The sequence below is a fragment of the Pseudomonas benzopyrenica genome, assembly GCF_036884265.1.
GTDB classification, from domain to species: Bacteria; Pseudomonadota; Gammaproteobacteria; order Pseudomonadales; family Pseudomonadaceae; genus Chryseomonas; species Chryseomonas benzopyrenica.
This window is the reverse complement of record NZ_CP145723.1, coordinates 1,649,440-1,670,996: the sequence shown is the minus strand read 5'-3', so window position 1 is coordinate 1,670,996 and position 21,557 is coordinate 1,649,440. Positions and strand designations below refer to the sequence as shown.

23 protein-coding genes and 3 tRNA genes are annotated in these 21,557 nt (G+C 64.7%); 10 read left to right on the top strand and 16 right to left on the bottom strand.

The genetic code is table 11. The features are described from left to right. Positions 1-21: 21 nt before the first annotated feature. Positions 22-309, bottom strand: coding sequence for a DUF3509 domain-containing protein (locus tag V6W80_RS07735; protein ID WP_007159080.1), 288 nt, complete (start codon positions 307-309; stop codon positions 22-24). Between the two features lie 330 nt (positions 310-639). On the opposite strand from V6W80_RS07735, the gene V6W80_RS07730 reads away from it, so the two are divergent. The 6 genes from V6W80_RS07730 (at position 640) to V6W80_RS07705 (ending at position 7,121) form a co-directional block, all read left to right on the top strand. Next, positions 640-1,035: a DUF883 family protein gene (locus V6W80_RS07730; protein ID WP_338546472.1), complete on the top strand. Its 396-nt coding sequence runs from the start codon at positions 640-642 to the stop codon at positions 1,033-1,035. Positions 1,036-1,050: 15 nt separating this feature from the next. Then, the gene (locus V6W80_RS07725) at positions 1,051-1,443 is read left to right on the top strand and encodes a phage holin family protein (RefSeq protein WP_017639721.1); all 393 of its coding nucleotides are present in this window, start codon (positions 1,051-1,053) and stop codon (positions 1,441-1,443) included. Then, on the top strand, positions 1,440-1,781 hold the full coding sequence (locus V6W80_RS07720; RefSeq protein ID WP_017639720.1) for a hypothetical protein: 342 nt from the start codon (positions 1,440-1,442) through the stop codon (positions 1,779-1,781). Before V6W80_RS07725 ends, V6W80_RS07720 begins: the two co-directional genes overlap by 4 nt. A gap of 102 nt (positions 1,782-1,883) precedes the next feature. Further along, on the top strand, positions 1,884-3,062 hold the full coding sequence (locus tag V6W80_RS07715) for an EAL domain-containing protein (protein WP_338546468.1): 1,179 nt from the start codon (positions 1,884-1,886) through the stop codon (positions 3,060-3,062). A 94-nt stretch (positions 3,063-3,156) separates the two neighbouring features. Beyond that, complete coding sequence (locus V6W80_RS07710) at positions 3,157-4,488, top strand: deoxyguanosinetriphosphate triphosphohydrolase (protein ID WP_058792083.1); 1,332 nt, start codon at positions 3,157-3,159, stop codon at positions 4,486-4,488. A gap of 11 nt (positions 4,489-4,499) precedes the next feature. Next, complete coding sequence (locus V6W80_RS07705) at positions 4,500-7,121, top strand: ligase-associated DNA damage response DEXH box helicase (protein ID WP_338546466.1); 2,622 nt, start codon at positions 4,500-4,502, stop codon at positions 7,119-7,121. Here V6W80_RS07705 and V6W80_RS07700 read toward each other — a convergent pair. After that, positions 7,075-7,926, bottom strand: a complete 852-nt coding sequence (locus V6W80_RS07700; protein ID WP_068385518.1) for a CvfB family protein — start codon at positions 7,924-7,926, stop codon at positions 7,075-7,077. The two genes, V6W80_RS07705 and V6W80_RS07700, sit on opposite strands and share 47 nt — an antisense overlap. A gap of 323 nt (positions 7,927-8,249) precedes the next feature. Then, positions 8,250-8,519 carry a hypothetical protein gene (locus V6W80_RS07695; RefSeq protein WP_231356421.1) on the bottom strand — a complete coding sequence of 90 codons (270 nt, stop codon included), beginning with the start codon at positions 8,517-8,519 and terminating at the stop codon, positions 8,250-8,252. A gap of 747 nt (positions 8,520-9,266) precedes the next feature. Between V6W80_RS07695 and V6W80_RS07690 the strand changes: the two genes are divergently transcribed. The 4 genes from V6W80_RS07690 (at position 9,267) to dacB (ending at position 12,045) form a co-directional block, all read left to right on the top strand. Then, complete coding sequence (locus V6W80_RS07690; protein ID WP_007159089.1) at positions 9,267-9,476, top strand: cold-shock protein; 210 nt, start codon at positions 9,267-9,269, stop codon at positions 9,474-9,476. 104 nt (positions 9,477-9,580) lie between these two features. Further along, the gene (locus V6W80_RS07685; RefSeq protein ID WP_338546464.1) at positions 9,581-10,237 is read left to right on the top strand and encodes a hypothetical protein; all 657 of its coding nucleotides are present in this window, start codon (positions 9,581-9,583) and stop codon (positions 10,235-10,237) included. 26 nt (positions 10,238-10,263) lie between these two features. After that, entirely contained in the window at positions 10,264-10,413 is a 150-nt protein-coding gene (locus V6W80_RS07680; RefSeq protein ID WP_017639713.1) for a hypothetical protein, read from the top strand. A 168-nt stretch (positions 10,414-10,581) separates the two neighbouring features. Continuing rightward, positions 10,582-12,045, top strand: coding sequence for a D-alanyl-D-alanine carboxypeptidase/D-alanyl-D-alanine endopeptidase (dacB, locus tag V6W80_RS07675; RefSeq protein ID WP_017639712.1), 1,464 nt, complete (start codon positions 10,582-10,584; stop codon positions 12,043-12,045). Between the two features lie 159 nt (positions 12,046-12,204). On the opposite strand, the gene V6W80_RS07670 is transcribed toward dacB, so the two are convergent. From V6W80_RS07670 to V6W80_RS07610, 13 genes are all read right to left on the bottom strand, one after another. Beyond that, on the bottom strand, positions 12,205-12,363 hold the full coding sequence (locus V6W80_RS07670) for a DUF3309 family protein (RefSeq protein WP_007159093.1): 159 nt from the start codon (positions 12,361-12,363) through the stop codon (positions 12,205-12,207). A gap of 202 nt (positions 12,364-12,565) precedes the next feature. Then, positions 12,566-14,221 (bottom strand): cation acetate symporter, encoded by a 1,656-nt coding sequence (locus tag V6W80_RS07665; protein ID WP_017639710.1) that lies wholly within the window; start codon positions 14,219-14,221, stop codon positions 12,566-12,568. Further along, the gene (locus tag V6W80_RS07660) at positions 14,218-14,529 is read right to left on the bottom strand and encodes a DUF485 domain-containing protein (RefSeq protein ID WP_338546462.1); all 312 of its coding nucleotides are present in this window, start codon (positions 14,527-14,529) and stop codon (positions 14,218-14,220) included. The genes V6W80_RS07665 and V6W80_RS07660 overlap by 4 nt, the downstream gene beginning before the upstream one ends. Positions 14,530-14,625: 96 nt before the next feature. After that, positions 14,626-15,528 carry an efflux RND transporter periplasmic adaptor subunit gene (locus V6W80_RS07655; protein ID WP_017639708.1) on the bottom strand — a complete coding sequence of 301 codons (903 nt, stop codon included), beginning with the start codon at positions 15,526-15,528 and terminating at the stop codon, positions 14,626-14,628. Positions 15,529-15,556: 28 nt separating this feature from the next. Continuing rightward, positions 15,557-15,760, bottom strand: a complete 204-nt coding sequence (locus V6W80_RS07650; protein ID WP_017639707.1) for a DUF1656 domain-containing protein — start codon at positions 15,758-15,760, stop codon at positions 15,557-15,559. Beyond that, complete coding sequence (locus V6W80_RS07645) at positions 15,747-17,750, bottom strand: FUSC family protein (RefSeq protein WP_338546459.1); 2,004 nt, start codon at positions 17,748-17,750, stop codon at positions 15,747-15,749. The genes V6W80_RS07650 and V6W80_RS07645 overlap by 14 nt, the downstream gene beginning before the upstream one ends. Before the next feature lie 154 nt (positions 17,751-17,904). Then, positions 17,905-18,903 (bottom strand): tRNA dihydrouridine synthase, encoded by a 999-nt coding sequence (locus tag V6W80_RS07640; RefSeq protein WP_338546457.1) that lies wholly within the window; start codon positions 18,901-18,903, stop codon positions 17,905-17,907. 1 nt (position 18,904) lies between these two features. Next, positions 18,905-19,345 (bottom strand): acyl-CoA thioesterase, encoded by a 441-nt coding sequence (locus tag V6W80_RS07635; protein WP_017639704.1) that lies wholly within the window; start codon positions 19,343-19,345, stop codon positions 18,905-18,907. Between the two features lie 142 nt (positions 19,346-19,487). Further along, positions 19,488-19,564, bottom strand: a tRNA-Arg gene (locus V6W80_RS07630). Positions 19,565-19,624: 60 nt separating this feature from the next. Continuing rightward, positions 19,625-19,701, bottom strand: a tRNA-Arg gene (locus V6W80_RS07625). 106 nt (positions 19,702-19,807) lie between these two features. Further along, positions 19,808-19,898: transfer RNA gene (locus V6W80_RS07620), tRNA-Ser, on the bottom strand. A gap of 61 nt (positions 19,899-19,959) precedes the next feature. Continuing rightward, positions 19,960-20,145, bottom strand: a complete 186-nt coding sequence (csrA, locus tag V6W80_RS07615) for a carbon storage regulator CsrA (protein WP_007159101.1) — start codon at positions 20,143-20,145, stop codon at positions 19,960-19,962. 155 nt (positions 20,146-20,300) lie between these two features. Then, the gene (locus tag V6W80_RS07610; RefSeq protein ID WP_068385496.1) at positions 20,301-21,536 is read right to left on the bottom strand and encodes an aspartate kinase; all 1,236 of its coding nucleotides are present in this window, start codon (positions 21,534-21,536) and stop codon (positions 20,301-20,303) included. Positions 21,537-21,557 lie beyond the last annotated feature (21 nt).

Below are 21,557 nucleotides of genomic sequence, written 5' to 3'. Positions count from 1 at the left end.
AAGCGTTCTGATGCAGAATCTTTACTCGGAATATCTCAGCATATTGGCGCCGGTGGCACGCAGCACCGCCATGGACTGTGGCGCCAGGGCGCCGGCCCGCAGCGAAACATCCTTGCGAACCTCGTCAATCACCGTCTTCAGCAGCTGGCTCTCGCCCAGTTGCCGGGCACTGACCACCCGGTTCACACGAGCGTCGTCACACTGCTGATCCTGCACCGTCAGCACGATACTGCCATCGGGGCGAGGTGCCGTAACCGAGCATTTATAAGTACTGAAAGCGGCAGTCAGTCTATCAATGGCGTTTTCCATTCTTCCCCCTGTTATTTGTCTAGAAGTGCATGGATGATCAAATACGACGCAACTGACAGTGATAGAAACAGCAAAGTTCTAGCGCTCTACTTGAATAAGACGACCAATGGCGCTAGTACGCCGTTTTGTGAGCCAGCTCTTCTAATTGACGATCAGCGGGGAACTTTTAAAGGGGCGAAACGGGTAAGGTATGACCATTCGTCCGCTGTGAGCTTGGACCTGTAGCCGCCTAGCGCGCCCTTGACGACGGCCCTGGCCCGCGGAACCTTTGGTCGGAGCCCTCACTCGAAAGGGCTGAAACGGATAACCATCGCCTATCAGGAGCGCGCCATGAACGACAAAACCCCTCCCGTGATCAAAGACGAGCTTGCTGCTGACATCCATGAGCAGGCACACAAGCAGAACACTGACCGGGTCCGTCGTCATCTGGGCGAGGCCGAGCAGGCGTTGACCGATGAATTCCACACTCTGTTGGCAGACGCCGAGCAATTGCTCAAGCACACCGCCAGCATGGCCGGTGAGCAGGCGGACGAACTGCGCGCCAAGTTGAGCTCCAGCCTGGAGCGCTCCCGCGACGTGCTCAAGTCCAAGCAGGATGACCTCTACCGCCAGGGCGTCGCCGCCAAGGAGACCACCGAGGAATACGTGGTCGACAATCCCTTCAAGGCCCTTGGCATCGCCGCCGGCGTTGGCTTCCTGATCGGCCTGCTGGCCTCGCGCCGCTAAGCCTGGGGGATCATCATGGACACCTCCTCTCCTCCACGGGAGCTGCCTGACGAGGCGCCCAAGCCATCGGTCAAGCGTCTCGCCGGCGCGGTGGTAGGGCTGCTGCAGAGCCACCTGGAATTGCTGGGCATCGAGGTCCAGGAAGAGAAGGTCCGTACCTTCCAGCTGTTCCTCTTTACCGGCCTGAGTCTGATCTTCGGTCTGCTGGTGCTGGTGGGCGTTTCGGCGGCCATCATCATCGCCTTCTGGGATACCTACCGCATGACCGCGACCCTGGGTCTGTGCGCCTTCTATGCCGTGGCGCTGGTGATCTGCATCCTGCGGGCACTGAGCCTGGTCAAGGGTGCCGCCCCTTTCCACGCCACCCTGGAAGAACTCAATCGCAACCGGGAGCGCCTACTGCCATGAACCAGCCGCTCAGCTCCGCCACCAGCCAGGCCAAGCGCAAGGAACTGGTCAGGCTGCGCATGGAGATGTATCGCCAGCAGCTGATCTACAACGCTCAGCCCCTGCACAATCCCATCAGCCTCATCGGCGATCTGGTACGACCCAATCGGGACAAGGTGACCAGTTCAGCGAAGAAGCCCCTGATGTTGGGTGCCACGGTGTTCCTGTCTCTGTTCGGCAAGCGCCTCGGTGCCGTGGGTCGCTTGGCCCGTATCGGTCTGGCGCTCTATCCCATCGTCAATCGCCTGCAGAATCGGCACCGCGAACAGGCGGACCAGCCGCTGCCACCGCCTCGTTAGAACGAACGGCTCACCAGGGAGCCGTTTTCACGGGTGGCATCCTTATCGCATGCTGGCTATCCCGCCACGCATTCCACTGCGGTCAGACGATAAGGAATCACCGTGCTACGAGGTCAACCCACTGCCTTCTTCCAACCCTTCATCGATACGGCGACTGGACGCATTGCCGGCGTCGAGGCGCTTGGCCGACTGCGGCAGGCCGACGGCACCTACACCTCTGTCGGCCCGTTGTTTGCCGATCCCCATACCCCGACCCCGGATCTGCTGCAGCTGGACCGCACCCTGCGGGAAGACGCCCTGCAGCGCTTCGCCAGCGCCCCGGATGACTGGTTTCTCAGCCTCAACCTCTCGCCGCGCTGGATCAGTCAACTGGAACGCGGTGCCGAATTGCCGAGCCTGGCGCAGCTGGAGCGCTCCGGTATCGACCCGACACGGATCGTCTACGAGATCACCGAAGCAGCCGGCGATCTGCCGAGCCTGACCCAAACCGTCGCCCGCTATCGCGAACGCGGCATCCGCATCGCCATCGACGATTTCGGTTCCGGCTATTCGCAACTGGATCGGGTGCTGGATCTGCAGCCGGATATCCTCAAGCTGGACATGTGCCTGTTCCAGGCCGCCGCGCGGGGTGGCACCCGGGGCGAGGCGGTCAAGGCGCTGGCACAGATGGCCGAAAAGACCGGTTGCTGGCTGATCGCCGAGGGCGTCGAGACCGAGACCGAACTCGACTTCGCCCTGGAGTGCGGCGCTCGCTACGTCCAGGGCTTCCTCTTCGCCGAGGCCACCGCCGAATTGGGCGCAAGCGACAGTCATCAGCAACGCTTCGCCAGCCTGCGCAGTCGCTTCGTCGACGGCAAGCTGGCCCAGCAGACCCGGCTGCTGGAGTTGCGCCAGCAGTTAGCAGAATTCGTCACCCAGCTCAGACCCTGGGCGGAACACGGCGGTCCCCTGAGCGCCCTGCCCGATCCCCAGGCGTTTCCCGGGCTGCTGCGCATCTACCAGTGCGACCGCACCGGCACCCAGATCACCCCGAATCTGGAGTGGAACGGCATGTTCTGGCGCGAGAATCGCCGCTACCTCAATCACAACTGGTCCTGGCGCCCCTACTTCTATGCCCTGCTGGCCGAAGGCTGGAACGAGCGCCGCCTGGCGCTTTCGACGGTCTATCGCGATGCCACCACCAACCAGTACTGCCTGACCGCCAGCCAGTTCCTGGAAAGCGGCCAGCGCCTGCTGCTGATCGACCTGGATGCCAGTCAATTGCCGGGCTTTGCCAAGTAAGCGGTGATGATCGTATGTTGCCGAGGTCAGAACGCAGAAGCGCCGAACGGCAATCGTCGGCGCTCCCCCTATCGGTGATAGCTCGAGGACGGCCTTGGACTGGCAGACACTTCTTATCCGCGAACGGCTGGGCAAACCCCTGCACAGCCCGGATGAACTGGGGCGCAGCCCCTTTCACAAGGACCACGATCGCATCATCTTTTCCGGCGCCTTCCGCCGGTTGGGACGCAAGACCCAGGTGCATCCCGTCACCAGCAACGATCACATCCATACCCGCCTGACCCACAGCCTGGAGGTGAGCTGCGTCGGGCGCTCCCTGGGCATGCGCGTGGGCGAGAGTCTGAGAGGCGCCCTGCCCGAGTGGTGCGATCCGAGCGACCTCGGCATGGTGGTGCAATCCGCCTGCCTGGCCCATGACATCGGCAATCCGCCCTTCGGCCATTCCGGCGAAGACGCCATCCGCTACTGGTTCACCCAGGCCGCCGGCCGTGGCTGGCTGGACGACATGAGCGAGGCGGAGCGCCAGGACTTCCTGCACTTCGAGGGCAACGCCCAGGGCTTCCGGGTGCTGACCCAGCTCGAATACCACCAGTTCGACGGCGGCACCCGCCTGACCTACGCGACCCTCGGTACCTATCTCAAGTACCCTTGGACGTCACGCTATGCCGCGGCGCCCGGCTACAAGAAGCACAAGTTCGGCTGCTACCAGAGCGAATTGCCGCTGCTGGAACAGATCGCCGAGAAACTCGAATTGCCGCTGCTCGGCCCCGAGCGTTGGGCACGGCATCCGCTGGTCTACCTCATGGAGGCCGCCGACGACATCTGCTATGGCCTGATCGACCTGGAAGACGGCCTGGAGATGGAGCTGCTGGACTATGCCGAGGTCGAGGCGCTGCTGCTGGGCCTGGTCGGCGACGATCTGCCCGAGACCTATCGCCAGCTGGGGCCGCGGGATTCCCGCCGGCGCAAGTTGGCGATCCTGCGCGGCAAGGCCATCGAGCACCTGACCAACGCCACCGCCCGCGCCTTCGTCGACCAACAGGACGCCCTGCTCGCCGGCACCCTCGGCGATGACCTGGTCGAGCACATGGCCGGTCCGGCCAAGCTCTGCGTGCAGCGCGCCAAGGCGCTGGCCCGGGAGAAGATCTTCCACGACAAGCGCAAGACGCTGCACGAGATCGGCGCCTACACCACCCTGGAAATCCTGCTCAACGCCTTCTGTGGCGCGGCCCTGGAACAACATCGCGGGCGCGAGCCTTCCTTCAAGAGCCGCCGCATTCTCGACCTGCTGGGCAACAGCGCGCCCGATCCTTCCTGGACGCTGCACCAGGCCTTCATGCGGGTGATCGACTTCATCGCTGGCATGACCGACAGCTATGCCACCGCCATGGCGGCCGAGATGACCGGGCGTTCGAACCCGGTTTAAGGAGCGCCACGATGGCCACCGCACCCCGCACGCGCAAGGGCCCCGGCAGTCGCTGGCTGGCCGCCCAGGGCTGGAAGGCCTTTCCCTTCCAGCGCGAGGTGGCCAAGGCCATCGCCGCCGGGGAGTCCGGCCTGCTGCACGCCACCACCGGCTCGGGCAAGACCTACGCTGTCTGGCTGGCCGCCCTGGATGCCTTCGTCGCGCCCAAGCCGATCACGGCCAAGGGCCTGCCCAGCAAGCGCAAGCAGGCGCCACCGCCGCTCACCGTGCTCTGGTTGACGCCCATGCGCGCCCTGGCGGCGGATACCCTGCGCGCCCTGGAGCGCCCGGTGCTCGACGAGGAGCTGGAATGGACCCTGGGCCTGCGTACTGGGGACACCGGCAGCAGCGAGCGCGCCCGCCAGAATCGCCGGCTGCCGACGGCCCTGGTGACCACGCCCGAGAGCCTGTCGCTGCTGCTGTCCCGGGAAGATGCTCAGGAAGCCCTGGGCCAGGTTCGCCTGGTGGTCATCGATGAATGGCACGAACTGCTCGGCAACAAGCGCGGCACCCAGACGCAACTCGCCCTGGCCCGCCTGCGCCGTTGGAATCCCGGGCTGCAGACCTGGGGCCTGTCGGCGACCCTGGGCAACCAGGCCCATGCGCTGGACGTGCTGCTGGCCGGAGAACCGGGACACCTGGTGCAGGGTCGCCAGGACAAGCGCCTGCAGGTGGATACCCTGCTGCCCCAGGGCGGCGTCGAACGCTTCGCCTGGGCCGGGCACCTGGGCATGCGGCTGCTGCAGCAGGTGATCCGCGAACTGGAAGACAGCCCCACCACCCTGGTCTTCACCAACACCCGCGCCCAGACCGAACTCTGGTACCAGGCCCTGTTGCAGGCGCGCCCGGACTGGGCCGGTCTGATCGCCCTGCACCATGGCTCCATCGAGAAGCAGGCCCGCGAATGGGTGGAGGCCGGTCTCAAGAATGGCCAGCTCAAGGCGGTGATCTGTACCTCCAGCCTCGACCTCGGGGTGGATTTCCTGCCGGTGGAGCGGGTGCTGCAGATCGGCTCGCCCAAGAGCATCGCCCGCCTGCTGCAACGCGCCGGCCGCAGTGGTCACGCCCCGGGCCGGGCCTCGCGGGCGACCCTGGTACCCACCTACAGCCTCGATCTGCTGGATGCGGCGGCCACTCGCCGTGCCATCACCGCGGGCGAGATCGAGGCGCGCACCGCCCCGGTCAAGCCCCTGGACGTCCTGGTGCAGCATCTGGTGACCGTCGCCCTGGGCGGCGGCTTCGAACCGGACGACCTGCTACCGGAGATCCGCAGCGCCTGGGCCTATCGCCACCTCAGCGAAGGCGAATGGATCTGGGCGCTGGCCTTCGTTCGCAACGGGGGCGCTTCCCTGTCGGCCTACCCGGATTACCGCCGCGCCGAACCGGACGCCGAGGGCATCTGGCGTGTCCCCGACAAGCAACTGGCCAAGCGGCATCGGCTGGGCATCGGCACCATCGTCAGCGAGACCAGCCTCAATGTGCAGTTCTGGTCCAAGGGCGGCGGCGGCAATCGCCTGGGCAACATCGAGGAAGGCTTCATCGCCCGGCTGCGGCCCGGCGACCACTTTCTCTTCGCCGGTCGTACCCTGGAACTGGTACGGGTGGAAAACATGACGGTGTACGTGCGCCGTGCCAGCGGGCGCAAGGCCGCCATCCCGCGCTGGAGCGGCAGTCGCATGCCGCTTTCGGACACCCTCGCCAAGCACGTCCTGGCGCTGTTGGAAGACGCCGAGGCGCAGCGCTACGAGAGCCCGGAAATGCGCCTGCTGCAACCGCTGCTGGATGTACAGCGGCAGTGGTCGGCCCTGCCCAGCGCCCATTACCTGCTCGCCGAGACGCTGGAATCCCGCGAAGGCTCGCACCTGTTCCTCTATCCCTTCGCCGGGCGCCATGCCCACCTGGGGCTGGCTAGCCTGCTGGCCTGGCGCCTGGCGCAGCGGCGCCCCTGCACCTTTTCCATCGCCGTCAACGACTATGGCCTGGAACTGGTCTCGCCGGTCAGCCTGGACTGGCAGGAGCTGCTCGATGCCAGTCTCTTCACCACCGACAACCTGGTCAGCGATACCCTGGCCAGCCTCAACGCCGCCGAACTCGCCCAGCGCCGCTTTCGCGAGATCGCCCGCATCTCCGGGCTGATCTTTTCCGGCTACCCAGGGGCGCACAAGAGCAATCGCCAGTTGCAGGCCAGCAGCAGCCTCTTCTATCAGGTGTTTCGCCAATACGATCCCGACAACCTGCTGCTCGGCCAGGCCCAGACCGAGGTGCTGCGTCAGGAACTCGATGCCGACCGCTTGCAGCAGACCCTGACCCGGACCGGCGCCCTGCCCCTGCGCCTGGTTACCCTGGACCATCCCTCGCCCTTCGCCCTGCCACTCATGGTCGAGCGGTTACGCGAGAGCCTGAGTTCGGAAAAGCTGGCCGATCGCATCACCCGCCTGGTCGGCGACCTGGAGCGCGAAGCCGGACCGGACGAGCGCGCGCGCGCCTTCGATCCCGAATCCCTGGTGCAACCCAGCCATGACAGCGATCTGACACCCCGTCGGGGCGCTAGTCCGCGGCGTCCTCGCGTACAGAAATCCGGTCGTCCTCGATAACGATCCGGCCCTGGCGATAGAGATGGCCGATGGCCTTCTTGAAGTTGCCCTTGCTGACGCCGAACAGCTGATGGATCAGGGCCGGCGGACTGCTGTCGCTGAGTTCCAGCACCCCTCCCCGCGCCTTGGCCAGGCTGATGATCTGCTCGGCGAGATCGGTACCGGCGGCGGCCCCCTGGGGCTGCAGGGTCAGGCTGATCTTGCCGTCCGCCCGTATCTCGCGAATGAAGCCGCGCTCGCGCTGGCCCAGGCGCAGCGGCTTGAAGGCCTCGTTGCGATGCACCAGCCCCCAGTGCTTGTTGTCGACGATCACCTTATAGCCGAGGTCGGTCTGCTCGACGACCAGCAGCGGTACCGGTTGGCCGACCTTGTAGCGCGCCGGCTCGCGATCCAGATAGCGATCCAGCCGCGCGGTGGCGACGATCCGCCGGGTGCGAGTGTCCAGGTGCACGTGCACCACGCAGTGATCGCCCACCTGCAGCGGCCGCTTCTCTTCGGAGTGCGGCAACAGCAGGTCCTTGGGCAGACCCCAGTCGAGGAAGATCCCTACCCGACCCACCTCTACCACCCGCAGGCTGGCGAAGCCGCCGACCTGTACCTTCGGCTTCTCGGTGGTGGCGATCAGGCGGTCTTCGCTGTCCAGATAGAGGAAGACGTTGAGCCAGTCGCCTTCGGCGCAGGGTTCGTCCCTCGGCGCATAGCGACGCGGGAGCAGCACCTCGCCGTCGTTGCCGGCATCCAGGAACAGGCCGATGGGGGTATTGCGCAAAATCTGCAAGCTGTTGAAGCGACCCAACAAGGCCATGAGTGGAGACTCCTGTAGAAAGCGGTGCATTTTACCGCGATCAGCAAAGCCACTGCTTGCTCGCTACCCTGGCCCTTTGAAAGGATCGCTCAGCATCGTGCGAAGCCTTGATGGCCGCCGGGTGTCGCCCGGGTAGCGAACCTCGACTCGATGCGACGCTATCCCGGCACGGTTTGGCGCCATACCCTGCTGGAGACCTACCTGCCGTTCACAGCGGATGGAGCCTGCTGACGTCCGGGCAGCGCTGCCTGCATGAAAGTGATCGGCGCTTGCTCGATAGATGCCTTCCCACCAACTCAACCCGCATCCAGTGACCGCCAGATTCAGGCGGTCAGGCAATCATCGGCGAGTGGAATCTCGATGAAGAGACCAACGGTGTCAGCCTCGACCCGCATGGCTGCCACCACCGCATTCAGCAAGAACGGATTGGTAGCCTGCTCGTTGGTCACTATTCGCTGGGTCAGCTTGATCGACTGCTGGGCATGGTAGACAGCTACCAGTATTTCATTGAGGTTCAGGCGACGAAGCTCGACCCGGTATCCGGCGAGTCCGTGGCCCAATGCGCGTCCTGCGCATTCGAGACCGTTTTTCACGGTAAATCCTTGAACCCTTGCGGTTCGGGGTAATGAATCGAACGAAATAATAGCATCTAGCCACTACCCGCATTGAGCAGGCCGTCACCGTTTCGACACCACTGGCCTATGGCGACAGCGAAAACGAAAAGCCTTTGCCCGCGACCGCTGAGCGTTTGCTTCGACCGGCTGAAAACCTTCCCCTAGCCGGGACCCGCTCTTGGGTACCATACCGGTCACGAAAAGACTCCGATAAACCTCAGCTGGCCGAATCGCACCGCCTGGAACCCCGAACGATGGCCTCGGTGGGCAACACGACAGGGTGGAGGAGACGGGTGCTCACAGGCTCTTGAAAATCTGAAGAATCAGCCCTCACGCACTACTGATTGCCGGGCACGATGCACTGCCCAGCGACTCGGCCAACGACACCTTGCGTCAGGGAAACGATTCAGCACGGATCCTTTTCGGCAGCCGACAGGCCCATGCCCAGGATTGCGATACGCCTCCCCTGCGCCAACAGCCGTTTGCCCGCTCTAGCCACCACTTCGACCATGGTCGCTAAAGTCAACATCGAGCAGCTCAAAGGTCTTGTTTTGCGCAAGCCAGTCTGAGACCATCCATCGCTGTCAGGTGAGGCTGTCTCTACAAAGCGGCTCACCTGTCGAGAACCTGGAGTACATCAGGGCCAGCTTTCGCGGCATGGGTTTCTCCTCGTTTCAAAACTGTCGTCCTTCGGACAACAACGTCATCTTATTCAAGGAGAAATCCATGTCTACTCGCCAAACTGGCACCGTCAAGTGGTTCAACGACGAGAAAGGCTTCGGCTTCATCACCCCCCAGAGCGGCCCGGACGTGTTCGTTCACTACCGTTCCATTCAGGGTAACGGCTTCAAGAGCCTGCAAGAAGGCCAGGCCGTTTCCTTCCTGGTCGTGCAAGGCCAGAAAGGCCTGCAGGCCGATGAGGTGCAGGTGATCTAATCACCCGCCTTCTCGAAAAAGCCCAACCCCCGGTTGGGCTTTTTTTTGCGCGGACGTTGGCCAACCAACGTTCGCAATAGCGACCTAGGGATGAGGTGCGTCTTGTGAAAACCTTCGCTGCCCTGCTCTTCCTGCTCCTGCTCGCCGGTTGCGCCGCCTTTCCCGGTGACGAACTCCCTTCCCAGCCGTTCCGAGCTCCCGCGAGCGAGCGACAGCAGCGCCCCAATGTCCTGGTGGAGTTCAATTTCTATCGAGGCGAAGTCGAAGACGCCAAGGAGGCGACCTCCATCGCCGTGGCCCGCGAAGGCCTGAAGCCCAGGCTGCGCCAGGTCCTGGAGCACTCCCAGCTGTTCGACCGTATCACCCTGGTGCCGGAGCCCGGCAAGCCGGACGACGCCTTGCTGCGCCTCAAGCTCTACAACAGCACCTCCTATGCCGCGGCCATCGCCAGCGGCCTGATCACCGGTGCCACCTTCTTTCTCGTCCCGGGTACCGCCAGGGACGACTATGTACTGACCGCCGAGTGGCTGGCGCCGGGGGGCAGCACGCCCACCCGCGTGCGCAATGCCAGCTCGGTGCGCACCTGGATGGGGGTCTGGTTCCTGCCCCTGGCCGCCAGCCATCAGGCCGGCACCGCCATCGAGGACACCTTCGCGCGGCAGGTCAACGAGGCCCTGCGGCAATTGCAGGCCGCCGGCGTGTTCACCGACCACTCCTCGCCCCAGGGGAACGGCGAAACGCCTGCACCGGTCACACCTTGACCGGCAATCAAGCAGACGAGGATCCCATGGCCGAAGAAAAGCGCAAAGCCGACGAACGCGAACTGCCCAAGGACGAAAAGCCCCTGCGCACCGAGCACGCCAAGACCGATGACGGACGCGATCCGCCTTCGCCCAACAGTCCGGACCGCACCAAGGACGCCACGGGCTACAACTGATCCCGCCCTTTCCAGACACGACCGCCAAGGCGGTCGTTTCTTTGTCTGCGTGCTGCCCCTTGGGATTGGCTCGTCCCGCCCTCCTTACTGCATAATGCCCGCACTCCGACGTCTATCGGCCCCTTTTCTCTTCAACTAGGCCGGTACCCTGCCAAGGTGTGTGTCCCGATGCGAAAGACTTTCCGATCTCTGGGCCTGCTGTTGAGCTGCTGCGCCCTGGGCTTTTCCCTGCCCGTCAGTGCCGATACCTCCTACCTGCCGCCGCGAATCGAAAAGGCGATGCAGACCAACAAGATTCCCGGTAGCGATCTGTCGCTGGTGATGCTGCCCCTCGACGGCCCGGGCGAAAACGACTACTACAACGCCGACGTCTCGGTGAATCCGGCGTCGACCATGAAGCTGATCACCACCTATGCCGCCCTGGAACTGCTGGGCCCCACCTACCAGTGGAGGACCGAGTTCTATACCGACGGCACCCTCAAGGACGGCATCCTCAACGGCAACCTCTATCTCAAGGGTGGCGGCGATCCCAAGCTGAACATGGAGCGCCTCTGGCTGCTCATGCGCGACCTGCGCGCCAATGGCGTGCTGGAGGTCACCGGCGACCTGGTGCTGGATCGTGGCCGCTTCGTGAAACCCAATCTGCCGGCCTTCAACGATGACGGCGAAGACGAGAACAAGACCTTCCTGGTGGGGCCGGATTCGCTGCTGGTGAACCTGAAATCGGTACGCATGGTGGTGCGCTCGGCCGATGGCCGCGTCAGCGTCTCCATGGATCCACCGCTGACCAACGTCAACATCGACAACCAGATGCGCGCCACCGGCAAGAGCGGCTGTCCCGCCTGGCCGGATGTGCGTTTCAATCCGGTACCCCAGGCCGATGGCAGCACCAGCCTCATCGTCAGCGGCCAGTTGCCGGACGGCTGCAACGCCCAGAGCTATCTGTCGCTGCTCGATCACCCGGCCTACACCGCCGGCGCGGTGCGGGCCATCTGGCAGGAGCTGGGCGGCAGCATCAAGGGCCGCACCCGCGAGGGCAGCGTGCCGCGCAACGCCGAGGTACTGGCGCGGGCCTTCTCGCCCGATGTGGTGGAGATCATTCGCGACATCAACAAGTACAGCAACAACACCATGGCCCAGCAGCTGTTCCTGTCCATCGGCGCGCAATTCCGCACCTCGGCGGATGCCGACGACGGCAAGGCGGCGCTGCGGGTCATCCGCTCGTGGCTGGCGCGCAAGGGCATCAATGCCAGCCACCTGATCATGGAGAACGGCTCGGGCCTGTCCCGCGCCGAGCGGGTCAGCGCGCGGGAGATGGCGGAGATCCTCAGATCGGCCTGGCAGAGCCCCTATGGGCCGGAGTTCATCTCCTCGCTGCCGCTGGCCGGCATGGACGGTACCCTGCGCAAACGCATGAAGAATTCGCCGCTGACCGGTCAGGCGCACATGAAGACCGGCACCCTGAACAACGTGCGCGCCCTGGCAGGCTTCGTCCGGGACGCCAATGCCCGCAACTGGGTGGTGGTCGCCATCCTCAACAGCAGCCGTCCCTGGGGTGCCTCCTCCATCCTGGACGAGGTCGTGCTGGATCTCTATCTGCGCAGCCGCCAGGACGGCGCGGTCGCCAACTGACGCGCAAAACAAAACCGGCGTCTGCTCACGCAGACGCCGGTTTTGTTTACAGCACTCGGCAAGGCAGGCCGGAAAGCCGACGTTACCGCGCTGCACCGCATTGGGCAAGACCTTTGTCCAATGCACCCTTGTGGGGCATTTTCACGCCGCGGCTACGGCCTAGATCATGCCGAGCAAGAGCAGCACCAGCAGGACCACCAGGATGGCGCCCACGATGCCGGACGGGCCATAGCCCCAGCTGCGCGAATGGGGGAACACCGGAAGTCCGCCGATGAGCAGGACCAGCAGCACCAGAACCAGGATGGTCGAGAGAGTCATCTGCCATTCTCCATGAAGGCCAGGGGTCGACCGCCGTCGTAACAGGTTGCTACGAAGCGACGGGCCTGTTCCATGGACCCGCGCCAGCGGCGGAAAATTCCGAAGTCGTCAGGCGACCTCTGCCATCCCTCGATCCACCGGTGTTCCCGGCAAAAAAAAGCCCGGATCAGGGATCCGGGCTCGGTCTTGGTGCAGGTATCTATCAGTGCGAGACGGCGCCGCTGGCCCCCAGGCCGGTCTGGGATCTCACGAACTGCGGGTAGAAGCGCGCGCGCTCTTCTTCGGCAGCCGCCGACTTGTCGGTGATGGAGAAGAACCAGATGCCGATGAAGGCCACGGCGATGGAGAACAGCGCCGGGTATTCATAGGGGTAGATCGGCTTGGCATGACCGAGGATGGTCACCCAGATGGTCGGGCCGAGCACCATCAGGGCCACCGCGGTGATCAGGCCGAGCCAGCCACCGATCATGGCGCCCCGCGTGGTCAAGCGCTTCCAGTACATCGAGAGCAGCAGGATGGGGAAGTTGCAGCTGGCGGCGATGGAGAAGGCCAGGCCCACCATGAAGGCGATGTTCTGCTTCTCGAAGAGGATGCCCAGGGCAATGGCGACTACGCCCAGCGCCACGGTGGTCATCTTGGAAACGCGAATCTCGTCCTTCTCGTTGGCCTTGCCCTTCTTGATCACGCTGGCGTAGAGGTCATGGGAGACCGCCGAAGCACCGGCCAGGGTCAGACCGGCCACCACCGCCAGGATGGTGGCGAAGGCCACCGCCGAGATGAAGCCCAGGAAGATGCTGCCGCCCACGGCGTTGGCCAGGTGCACCGCCGCCATGTTGTTGCCGCCCAGCAGGGCGCCGGCGGCGTCCTTGAAGGCCGGGTTGGTGCTGACCAGCAGGATGGCGCCAAAGCCGATGATGAAGGTCAGGATGTAGAAGTAGCCGATGAAGCCGGTGGCGTAGAACACGCTCTTGCGGGCTTCCTTGGCGTCGCTCACGGTGAAGAAGCGCATCAGGATGTGCGGCAGGCCGGCGGTGCCGAACATCAGCGCCAGACCCAGGGAGAAGGCCGAGATCGGATCCTTCACCAGGCCGCCGGGGCTCATGATGGCCTCGCCTTTCGGATGCACGGCGATGGCTTCGGCGAACAGTCGGTTGAAGTCGAAGCCGACGTGCTTCATCACCATGAAGGCCATGAAGCTGGCGCCGGACAGCAGCAGCACCGCCTTGATGATCTGCACCCAGGTGGTGGCCAGCATGCCGCCGAAGAGGACGTAGAGCACCATGAGGATGCCCACCAGCACCACGGCCAGGGTGTAGTCCAGGCCGAACAGCAGCTGGATCAGCTTGCCGGCACCGACCATCTGGGCGATCAGGTAGAGGGCGACCACCACCAGCGAACCGCAGGCGGACAGGGTACGGATGTCCTTTTGCTTGAGGCGATAGGACGCCACGTCGGCGAAGGTGTACTTGCCCAGGTTGCGCAGGCGCTCGGCGATCAGGAACAGGATGATCGGCCAGCCCACCAGGAAGCCGATGGAGTAGATCAGGCCGTCGTAGCCGGAGGTGAACACCAGGGCGGAAATGCCCAGGAAAGAGGCGGCCGACATGTAGTCACCGGCGATGGCCAGACCATTCTGGAAACCGGTGATGCGCCCGCCAGCGGCGTAGTAGTCCGCCGCCGAGCGGTTGCGCTTGGAGGCCCAGTAGGTGATACCCAGGGTGGCGCCGACGAAGGCCACGAACATCAGGATGGCGGAGACGTTCAGGGGTTGGCGCTGGACCGCGCCGCTGATGGCGTCGGCCGCCCACAGCGAAGGCGAGAGGGCCAGCAGTGCAGCGGCCAGGGAAAGACGTCTCATGGCTGCACCTCCCGGAGGATTTCCGCGTTGAGCCGATCGAATTCGCCATTGGCCCGGCGCACATAGATACCGGTCAGGACGAAGGCCGACAGGATCAGACCGACGCCCAGGGGGATACCCCAGGTCATGGCGGTCTCCGCATGGATACGGGTACCGAGGATCCTGGGGGCGAAGGCGATCAGGAGAATGAAGGCGGAATAGAGTCCGAGCATGATGGCGGAGAGCGTCCAGGCAAAGCGCCCGCGCTTGGTCACCAGTTCTTGGAAACGCGGACTGGCTTCAATCCGCCGGTAGGTGCTGTCATTCATTATTGTTGTTCCTTACAGCATGACGGGAGCGTCGAGCTCTACTCTAGGCCCGCCCGGTAAGGCTTCCAGACGACTTTAGTCGTACCTTCTCCGACCTCAGTAATCCCAGAGCCGACGCCAGCCCTGCAGCGGGTGGTGACCCTCGCCATCGAGCACCGAGACGCTCGCCGTCATGCCGGCGCTGAGGTGGATATCCGCCGGTACGTCCAGCAGTTCGATGCGCACCGGAATGCGTTGCGCCAGGCGCACCCAGTTGAAGGTCGGCTCGACGTTGGCCAGCAACTGGGCATCATTGGCCGCATTGCGATCGGTGATGCCGCTGCTGATGCTCGCCACCCGGCCCTGCAGCGGCGCCGCCTGATTCATCAGGCGCACCCGTACCGCATCACCGGGGTGGATAGAGGGGATCTTGGTCTCCTCGAAATAGGCCATGACGTAGAAGGACTTGGTATCCACCAGCGCCATCACCGCCTGGCCGGTCTGCACATAGTTGCCCTCGGCGAATCTGAGGTTGGTGATCCGCCCTTCCCGCGGCGCCAGCACCCGGCTGCGATCCAGGTTGATCTGGGCCAGGTTCACATCGCTCAGGGCTTCCTGGTACTGGCTGCGGGCGACGGCCACATTGACCTGGGCGGTCTCGCGGTCCTCGGCGCTGATGGCGCTGGTACCCAAGCGCTGGCGCCGGGCCGCTTCGCTCTCGCGCAGACGCAATTGCTGCTGGCGCGTCTCGGCCACCGCCTTGGCATGGGCGAGATTGGCCTGATAACGCTGCTGATCGATCTGCAGGAGCAGATCGCCCGGCTTGACCAATTGGTTGTCCACCACCGCCAGACGGGTCACCCAGCCGGACACGTCGGGCGCGACCACCACCACATCGGCCCGTACCCGCGCATCGCGCGTCCAGGGCGTATAGAGATAGAAATGCCACAGCCAGGTGCCGGCCAGGATGGCGAGCAGTACCACGATCAGGGTTATCGCCACACGCAGGGTCTTGTGCATCGCCTTTGCGATCCTCTTGTCATAGGGCTCAGGTGGCCAGCACGGCCACGATGCCGGCCAGCCAGAGCACGAATAGCGCGCAGCCGAACAGGGCGCCGTGCCAGAGATGGCGGCCGAGGCCGCTACGCTGCAGTAGCCACAGCGAGAGGGCCGTCAGTAACAGCGCCAGGACGCCATAGACGAACAGCGGCCCCAGGTAGACCCCGCCGATGGCCCATTCATGCAGATTCATCCGCGCCCTCCTCCACTACCGCCTCTAGACAACAGCTGCGCCAGGTCTGCTGGAGCTGGCCGATGGCACCGCGCGCCAGTCGATGCGGCTCATCGTCCGGCGCCTGGTCCAGCGCCTGGCGCAAACGCTCCGCTGCGGCGTCCAGCGCGCCCGGCTGGAGGTCACCGAAGCCCACTTCCAGCTGTTCGGCAAAGCGCGCGAGAAAGGCATCCCGCGCCCGCGCCACCTCGCCCTGGGCATCGGCCAGGCAGGCGCGCAGGTGCAGCAATTCGTTGCCCAGGTCCAGCGCCAGCAACCCCTGCTCCCAGCGCCCGCGCTCGCCCGACGACAGCTGCTCGATATGCCGCGCCAGCAGCAACAGGCGATCCGCCATGCGTCCACCGAACCAGGTCTCGGCATTGGCCAGAGGGACCCTGGTCAGTCGCTGCAGGTCGTAGGTGGTGGCCTCCAGGATCCGGCGACTGGTACGCCGCGGCGTCCGCAGGCTGATCAGCCGGAACATCAGCACCGCCGCGCCCACCCCGATCAGCAGACTCTGCAACTGGTTGAGCAAGGCGCCCATCTCCACCTGGCCGTGATTGTTGGGCGAGACCAGCACCAGCAGGTGGATGGCGAAGGCCGTCGCGGTGCCCACCACGCTGGGTGGACCGGCCATCCCCAGGGCGGCAAAGAATAGCGGCACCCCAAGTACCAGGGACAGCAGCGGATAGCCACTGATCTGTGGCAACAGCACCTGGCTGACGAGGATGGCGACCGGTGCGGCATAGAGGATGCCGCGCAGGAACCCGAGACCTATGGTTGCGGCGTTGTCGCGATTGGCGAACAGACTGCAGATGACGCCGGCCATGAGCATGGCACCCGGCGCCGAGGGCCAGGCACTGGCCAGCCAGAAGACGCCCACGGCCAGCAGCGCACAGGCGCTGCGCAGGCCATAGAGCAGCGCCGTCTGGACATCGCGATGGCGGGCCAATGCCGAGGGCGCCACGGCGCTGAGCTGCGCCGTATGGACGCTGTCCAGAGCTCGACCGGCGAGCAAAATCTTGTCCAGCAGGATGGCGAAGCGGGCCAGCAGGTAGCGCTGGTCGTTGTCCAGCTCCGGGGCGGTGCCGGCAGCCTCTCGCAGACGCTGCAGGAGGGCCTCCAGAGCGGGAGCCTGGGGGTCGGCCAGGGTCACCAGCAGTTCGTCGCGCCAGGGCTGCAGCGCGCCCCTTCGCGACTCGTCCAGGCCACGCCACTGGCGCATGGCGCCGCGAGCGGTGCGCAGCAGGCTGAGCAGGTCGCGCGAGAGCAGGCGCAGCGCCCGGGCACGCTGCCGGCCACGCTGGCCTTCGAACCAGGCATGGTCGCGCTGGGCGTCCACCGCCACCACCTGGCCGAGCATGGCCAGCAGGCCCTGGGTGGCGTCCTGGGCCTCCGCCAGCTCCGCCCGCGCGGCGGCCACGCCCTGCTCCCAGGTGCGCCGCGCCTGAGCGGCCAGATTCTGCTCCACGCGCTGCGGCCAGAACAGCGCGCTGACCGCCGAGGCCACGACGATGCCCAGGCAGATCTCGGTACAGCGGGCCACCGCCTGGTCGAACACCGTCAGCGGATGGGCGATGGCGGGCAGACCGATGATCGCCACCGTATAGCCGGCCAGGACGAAGCCATAGGCGACATGGTTGCGCAGCAGGGTCGAGGCGGCCGTGCAGAGGGCCATCCAACCCGCCAGGGCCAGCAGGAACAGCCAGGGGGTCTGGGCGAAGAAGCCCATGAGTACCACCGCCATGCAGGTGCCAGCGAGGGTGCCGAGCAGGCGGAACAATCCCTTGGCCAGCACCATGCCGGACAGCGGCTGGGAGACGATCATCACCGTCATGCAGGCCCAGACCGGTTGCTCGAGGCTGAAACGAAAGGCCAGCCAGAGCGCCAGTCCGGCGGCGAACAGGGTTTTGCCGGCAAAGAGGAGCGCCGCCGGCGTGGGTGCGAGAAAGACCGTCCAGGGTAGGCGCACGTCGGCTCTTGGTCTGCAGGGGATCCAGCATAGGCCGCGCGACCCGGGCGAAGTTCCAGCGGGTCGCCCGGACGAAAAAAAGGCGACCCGGGGGTCGCCTGAAGTGCCTTGCGTGCTCGAGCGACGACGCTCCGTCGTCACCACTCCCTGCAGACTAGACGAGTTGCAGCCGGCGTTCTTGATCGAGATCAAGATTGGCCGGGTTTTGCCCGGCCATGCCGAGCAGGCGGTCGATCAGGGCGCAGTCGGATTCACGCCGCACCTGGGCGAACAGAGCCGCCGCCTCGGGATAGCTGCGCGTCAGCATGCCCAGCCACTGCTTGAGGCGCCCTGGGGCGTAGCGCGGCGCCAGCTTGCGCTGCGCCATGACCCAGAAGCGCTGCACTCGCGGCAGGATCTCGGCCCAGCTTTGCGCAGCCGTCTCCTCGCCGCGTACGGCAGCGGCGATCTGCAGCGCCAGATCCGGTCGCGAGACCAGGCCGCGGCCCAGCATGACCGAGGCCTGACCGCTGACACTGCGGCAGCGCCAGTAATCATCCAGGGTCCAGATCTCGCCATTGGCCAGCACCGGCACGGACACCCGGTCGGCCACCCGCGCCACCCACTCCCAGTGCGCCGGCGGCCGATAGCCCTCGACCTTGGTTCGTGCATGGACCACCAGTTGCGCCGCGCCGCCTTCCGCCAGGGCCTCGGCGCAGGCCAGGGCGCTGTTCGGACTGTCATAGCCCAGGCGCATCTTGGCGGTGACCGGAATGTGCGCCGGAACGGCCTGACGCACGTTCTCGACGATCCGGTTGAGCAGTTCCGGCTCCTTGAGCAGCACCGCGCCGCCGCGGGACTTGTTGACGGTCTTGGCCGGGCAGCCGAAGTTGAGGTCGATCACCGGTGCGCCCAGGGTGCAGGCGAAGGCCGCATTGTCGGCCAGGCAGGCCGGATCCGAGCCCAGCAGCTGCACGCGCATGGGGGTGCCCGATGGCGTACGCGCACCCTGCCCTAGCTCCGGCGCCAGCTTGGCGAAGGCCGCTGCCGGCAGCAGGCGATCGCAGACGCGGATGAATTCGCTCACGCACCAGTCGAGTCCACCGACTTCGGTCAGCAACTCGCGCAGGATGTCGTCGACGAGTCCCTCCATGGGCGCCAGGGCGATCTCCATGTCAGACGTCCTCGCCGGGCAGCGCCTGACCGTAACCGGCCAGGAACTCAGGTGGCATACGCTTGGGCTTGCCGGAAGACAGCTCGATGCAGACGAAGGTCGTCCGGGCGCGCAGCAGGGTCACGCCATCGGCGGGACGCTGCAGCTGGAATTGCCGGGTCATGCGCAGACGGCGATCCCAGTCCACCAGCCAGGTGCCGAGCACCAGCTCATCGTCCTGGTAACCGCTGCTGAGGTAGTCGATCTCGTGGCGCACCACGGCCATGGCGCGATCCAGGCGCTGGAAGGTGGCCAGGTCCAGGCCCAGGGCCGCCGAATGCTGCCAGGCGCACTGTTCGAGCCAGCTGACGTAGACGGCATTGTTGGCATGGCCCAGGCCGTCGATGTGCTCGGCACCGATGCGCAGCGGCAGGAGATGGGGCGTCGGTCTGTCCCACTGCATGATGAGACCCTCTCGCGGGCAAGGTCGAAAGACGGAAGGCCAGGCCGAACGGGGTCCTGGCCAGGTCATCGGTCGCGGATACTGGCATGAATCCGCGGACAATAAAAAAGGGCCTGCATCGCTGCAGGCCCTTCTTCATGTTTGGCGCACTCGGGAGGATTCGAACCTCCGACCGCTCGGTTCGTAGCCGAGTACTCTATCCAGCTGAGCTACGAGTGCGTTTCGGTGAGTTTAGCCAGAACACCGCTGGTACTGCTGAAGCCAGAGGCTTCGTCGATTTGGCGCACTCGGGAGGATTCGAACCTCCGACCGCTCGGTTCGTAGCCGAGTACTCTATCCAGCTGAGCTACGAGTGCGTTGAAGCTGCGTATTCTAGCTTCCGTTTCTGACGTGTCAAGCAAATTTGCTTGTTTATCAGGTACTTACCATTTGGTCAGTACAGCGGAGCCAGTTTGAAGCAAATGGCGGTGAGGGAGGGATTCGAACCCTCGACACCCTTTTGAGGTGTACTCCCTTAGCAGGGGAGCGCCTTCGGCCACTCGGCCACCTCACCGCAACGGGGCGAAACTATATCGAAGGTTTGCCCGTTTGCAAAGAGAAAAATTCAAAAAAAATCAGTGGTTTGGTTCTTGGTCCTTTTCCTTCTGGATGCGCTGGTAGATTTCCTCGCGATGAACCGCGACTTCCTTGGGTGCATTGACGCCAATGCGGACCTGGTTGCCCTTGACTCCCAGTACCGTCACGGTGACTTCGTCACCCACCATCAGGGTCTCACCAACCCGACGAGTCAAAATAAGCATTCCATTCTCCTTAAGCTTTAACTCAGTCTGCACGTATGAACCGAAACGATCCCTGAATGGACCCTCTAGTCGCTATTGACCTCTGTCCATGCAAGTAAAGTTCCGCAAGAGCCGCGATAGATGAGGCCCCTGTGGCAGGGACCTCGCTTGGCGGGTCACTCGGCGCCGCGTGCGGGGGCGTCGAGCTCGAAAGCGGTGTGCAGCGCGCGAACGGCCAGCTCGAGGTATTTCTCCTCGATGACCACCGACACCTTGATCTCGGAGGTAGAGATCATCTGGATGTTGATGCTCTCCTTGGCCAGGGCTTCGAACATCTGGCTGGCCACGCCGGCGTGGGATCTCATGCCGACGCCGACGATGGAGACCTTGGCGATCTTGATGTCGCCCACGGACTCGCGGGCCCCGATCTCGACGCCGGTGCGCTTGAGGATCTCCAGCGCCGCCTGGTAGTCGTTGCGGTGCACGGTGAAGGTGAAGTCGGTAGTGTTATCGTGCGCGACGTTCTGCACGATCATGTCGACTTCGATGTTGGCCGCGCTGATCGGGCCGAGGATCTTGAAGGCCACGCCGGGGGTATCCGGCACACCGCGAATGGTCAGCTTGGCTTCGTCACGGTTGAAGGCGATGCCGGAGATGATCGGCTGTTCCATGGATTCCTCTTCATCAAGGGTAATGAGGGTGCCCGGACCCTCCTGAAAGCTGTGCAGCACGCGCAGCGGCACGTTGTATTTGCCGGCGAATTCCACCGAGCGGATCTGCAGCACCTTGGAGCCGAGACTGGCCATTTCCAGCATTTCCTCGAAGGTGATCTTGTCCAGCCGCTGGGCCTGGGGCACCACGCGCGGATCGGTGGTGTAGACGCCGTCGACGTCGGTGTAGATCTGGCATTCGTCGGCCTTCAGCGCGGCCGCCAGGGCCACGCCCGTGGTGTCGGAGCCACCACGGCCCAGGGTGGTGATGTTGCCCTGCTCGTCGACGCCCTGGAAGCCGGCCACGACCACGACCTTGCGCGCCTTGAGGTCGGCGCGGATGCGGGCATCGTCGATCTGCTGGATGCGCGCCTTGGTGTGGGCGCTGTCGGTAAGGATGCGCACCTGGCTGCCCGTGTAGGAGACCGCCTGGACGCCGCGCTTGAGCAGCGCCATGGTCAGCAGGCCGATGGTGACCTGCTCGCCGGTGGAGACCATGACATCCAGCTCGCGCGGATCGGGTTGCTCCATGATCTGCTTGGCGAGGCCGATGAGGCGATTGGTCTCGCCACTCATGGCCGACACCACCACCACGATCTGGTCGCCCGCTTCATGGAAGCGTTTCACCTTGTCGGCGACCTGCTCGATACGCTCCACCGTACCCACCGAGGTACCGCCGAATTTCTGTACGATCAATGCCATTGCTTGCTGCCCGTCCGCAGA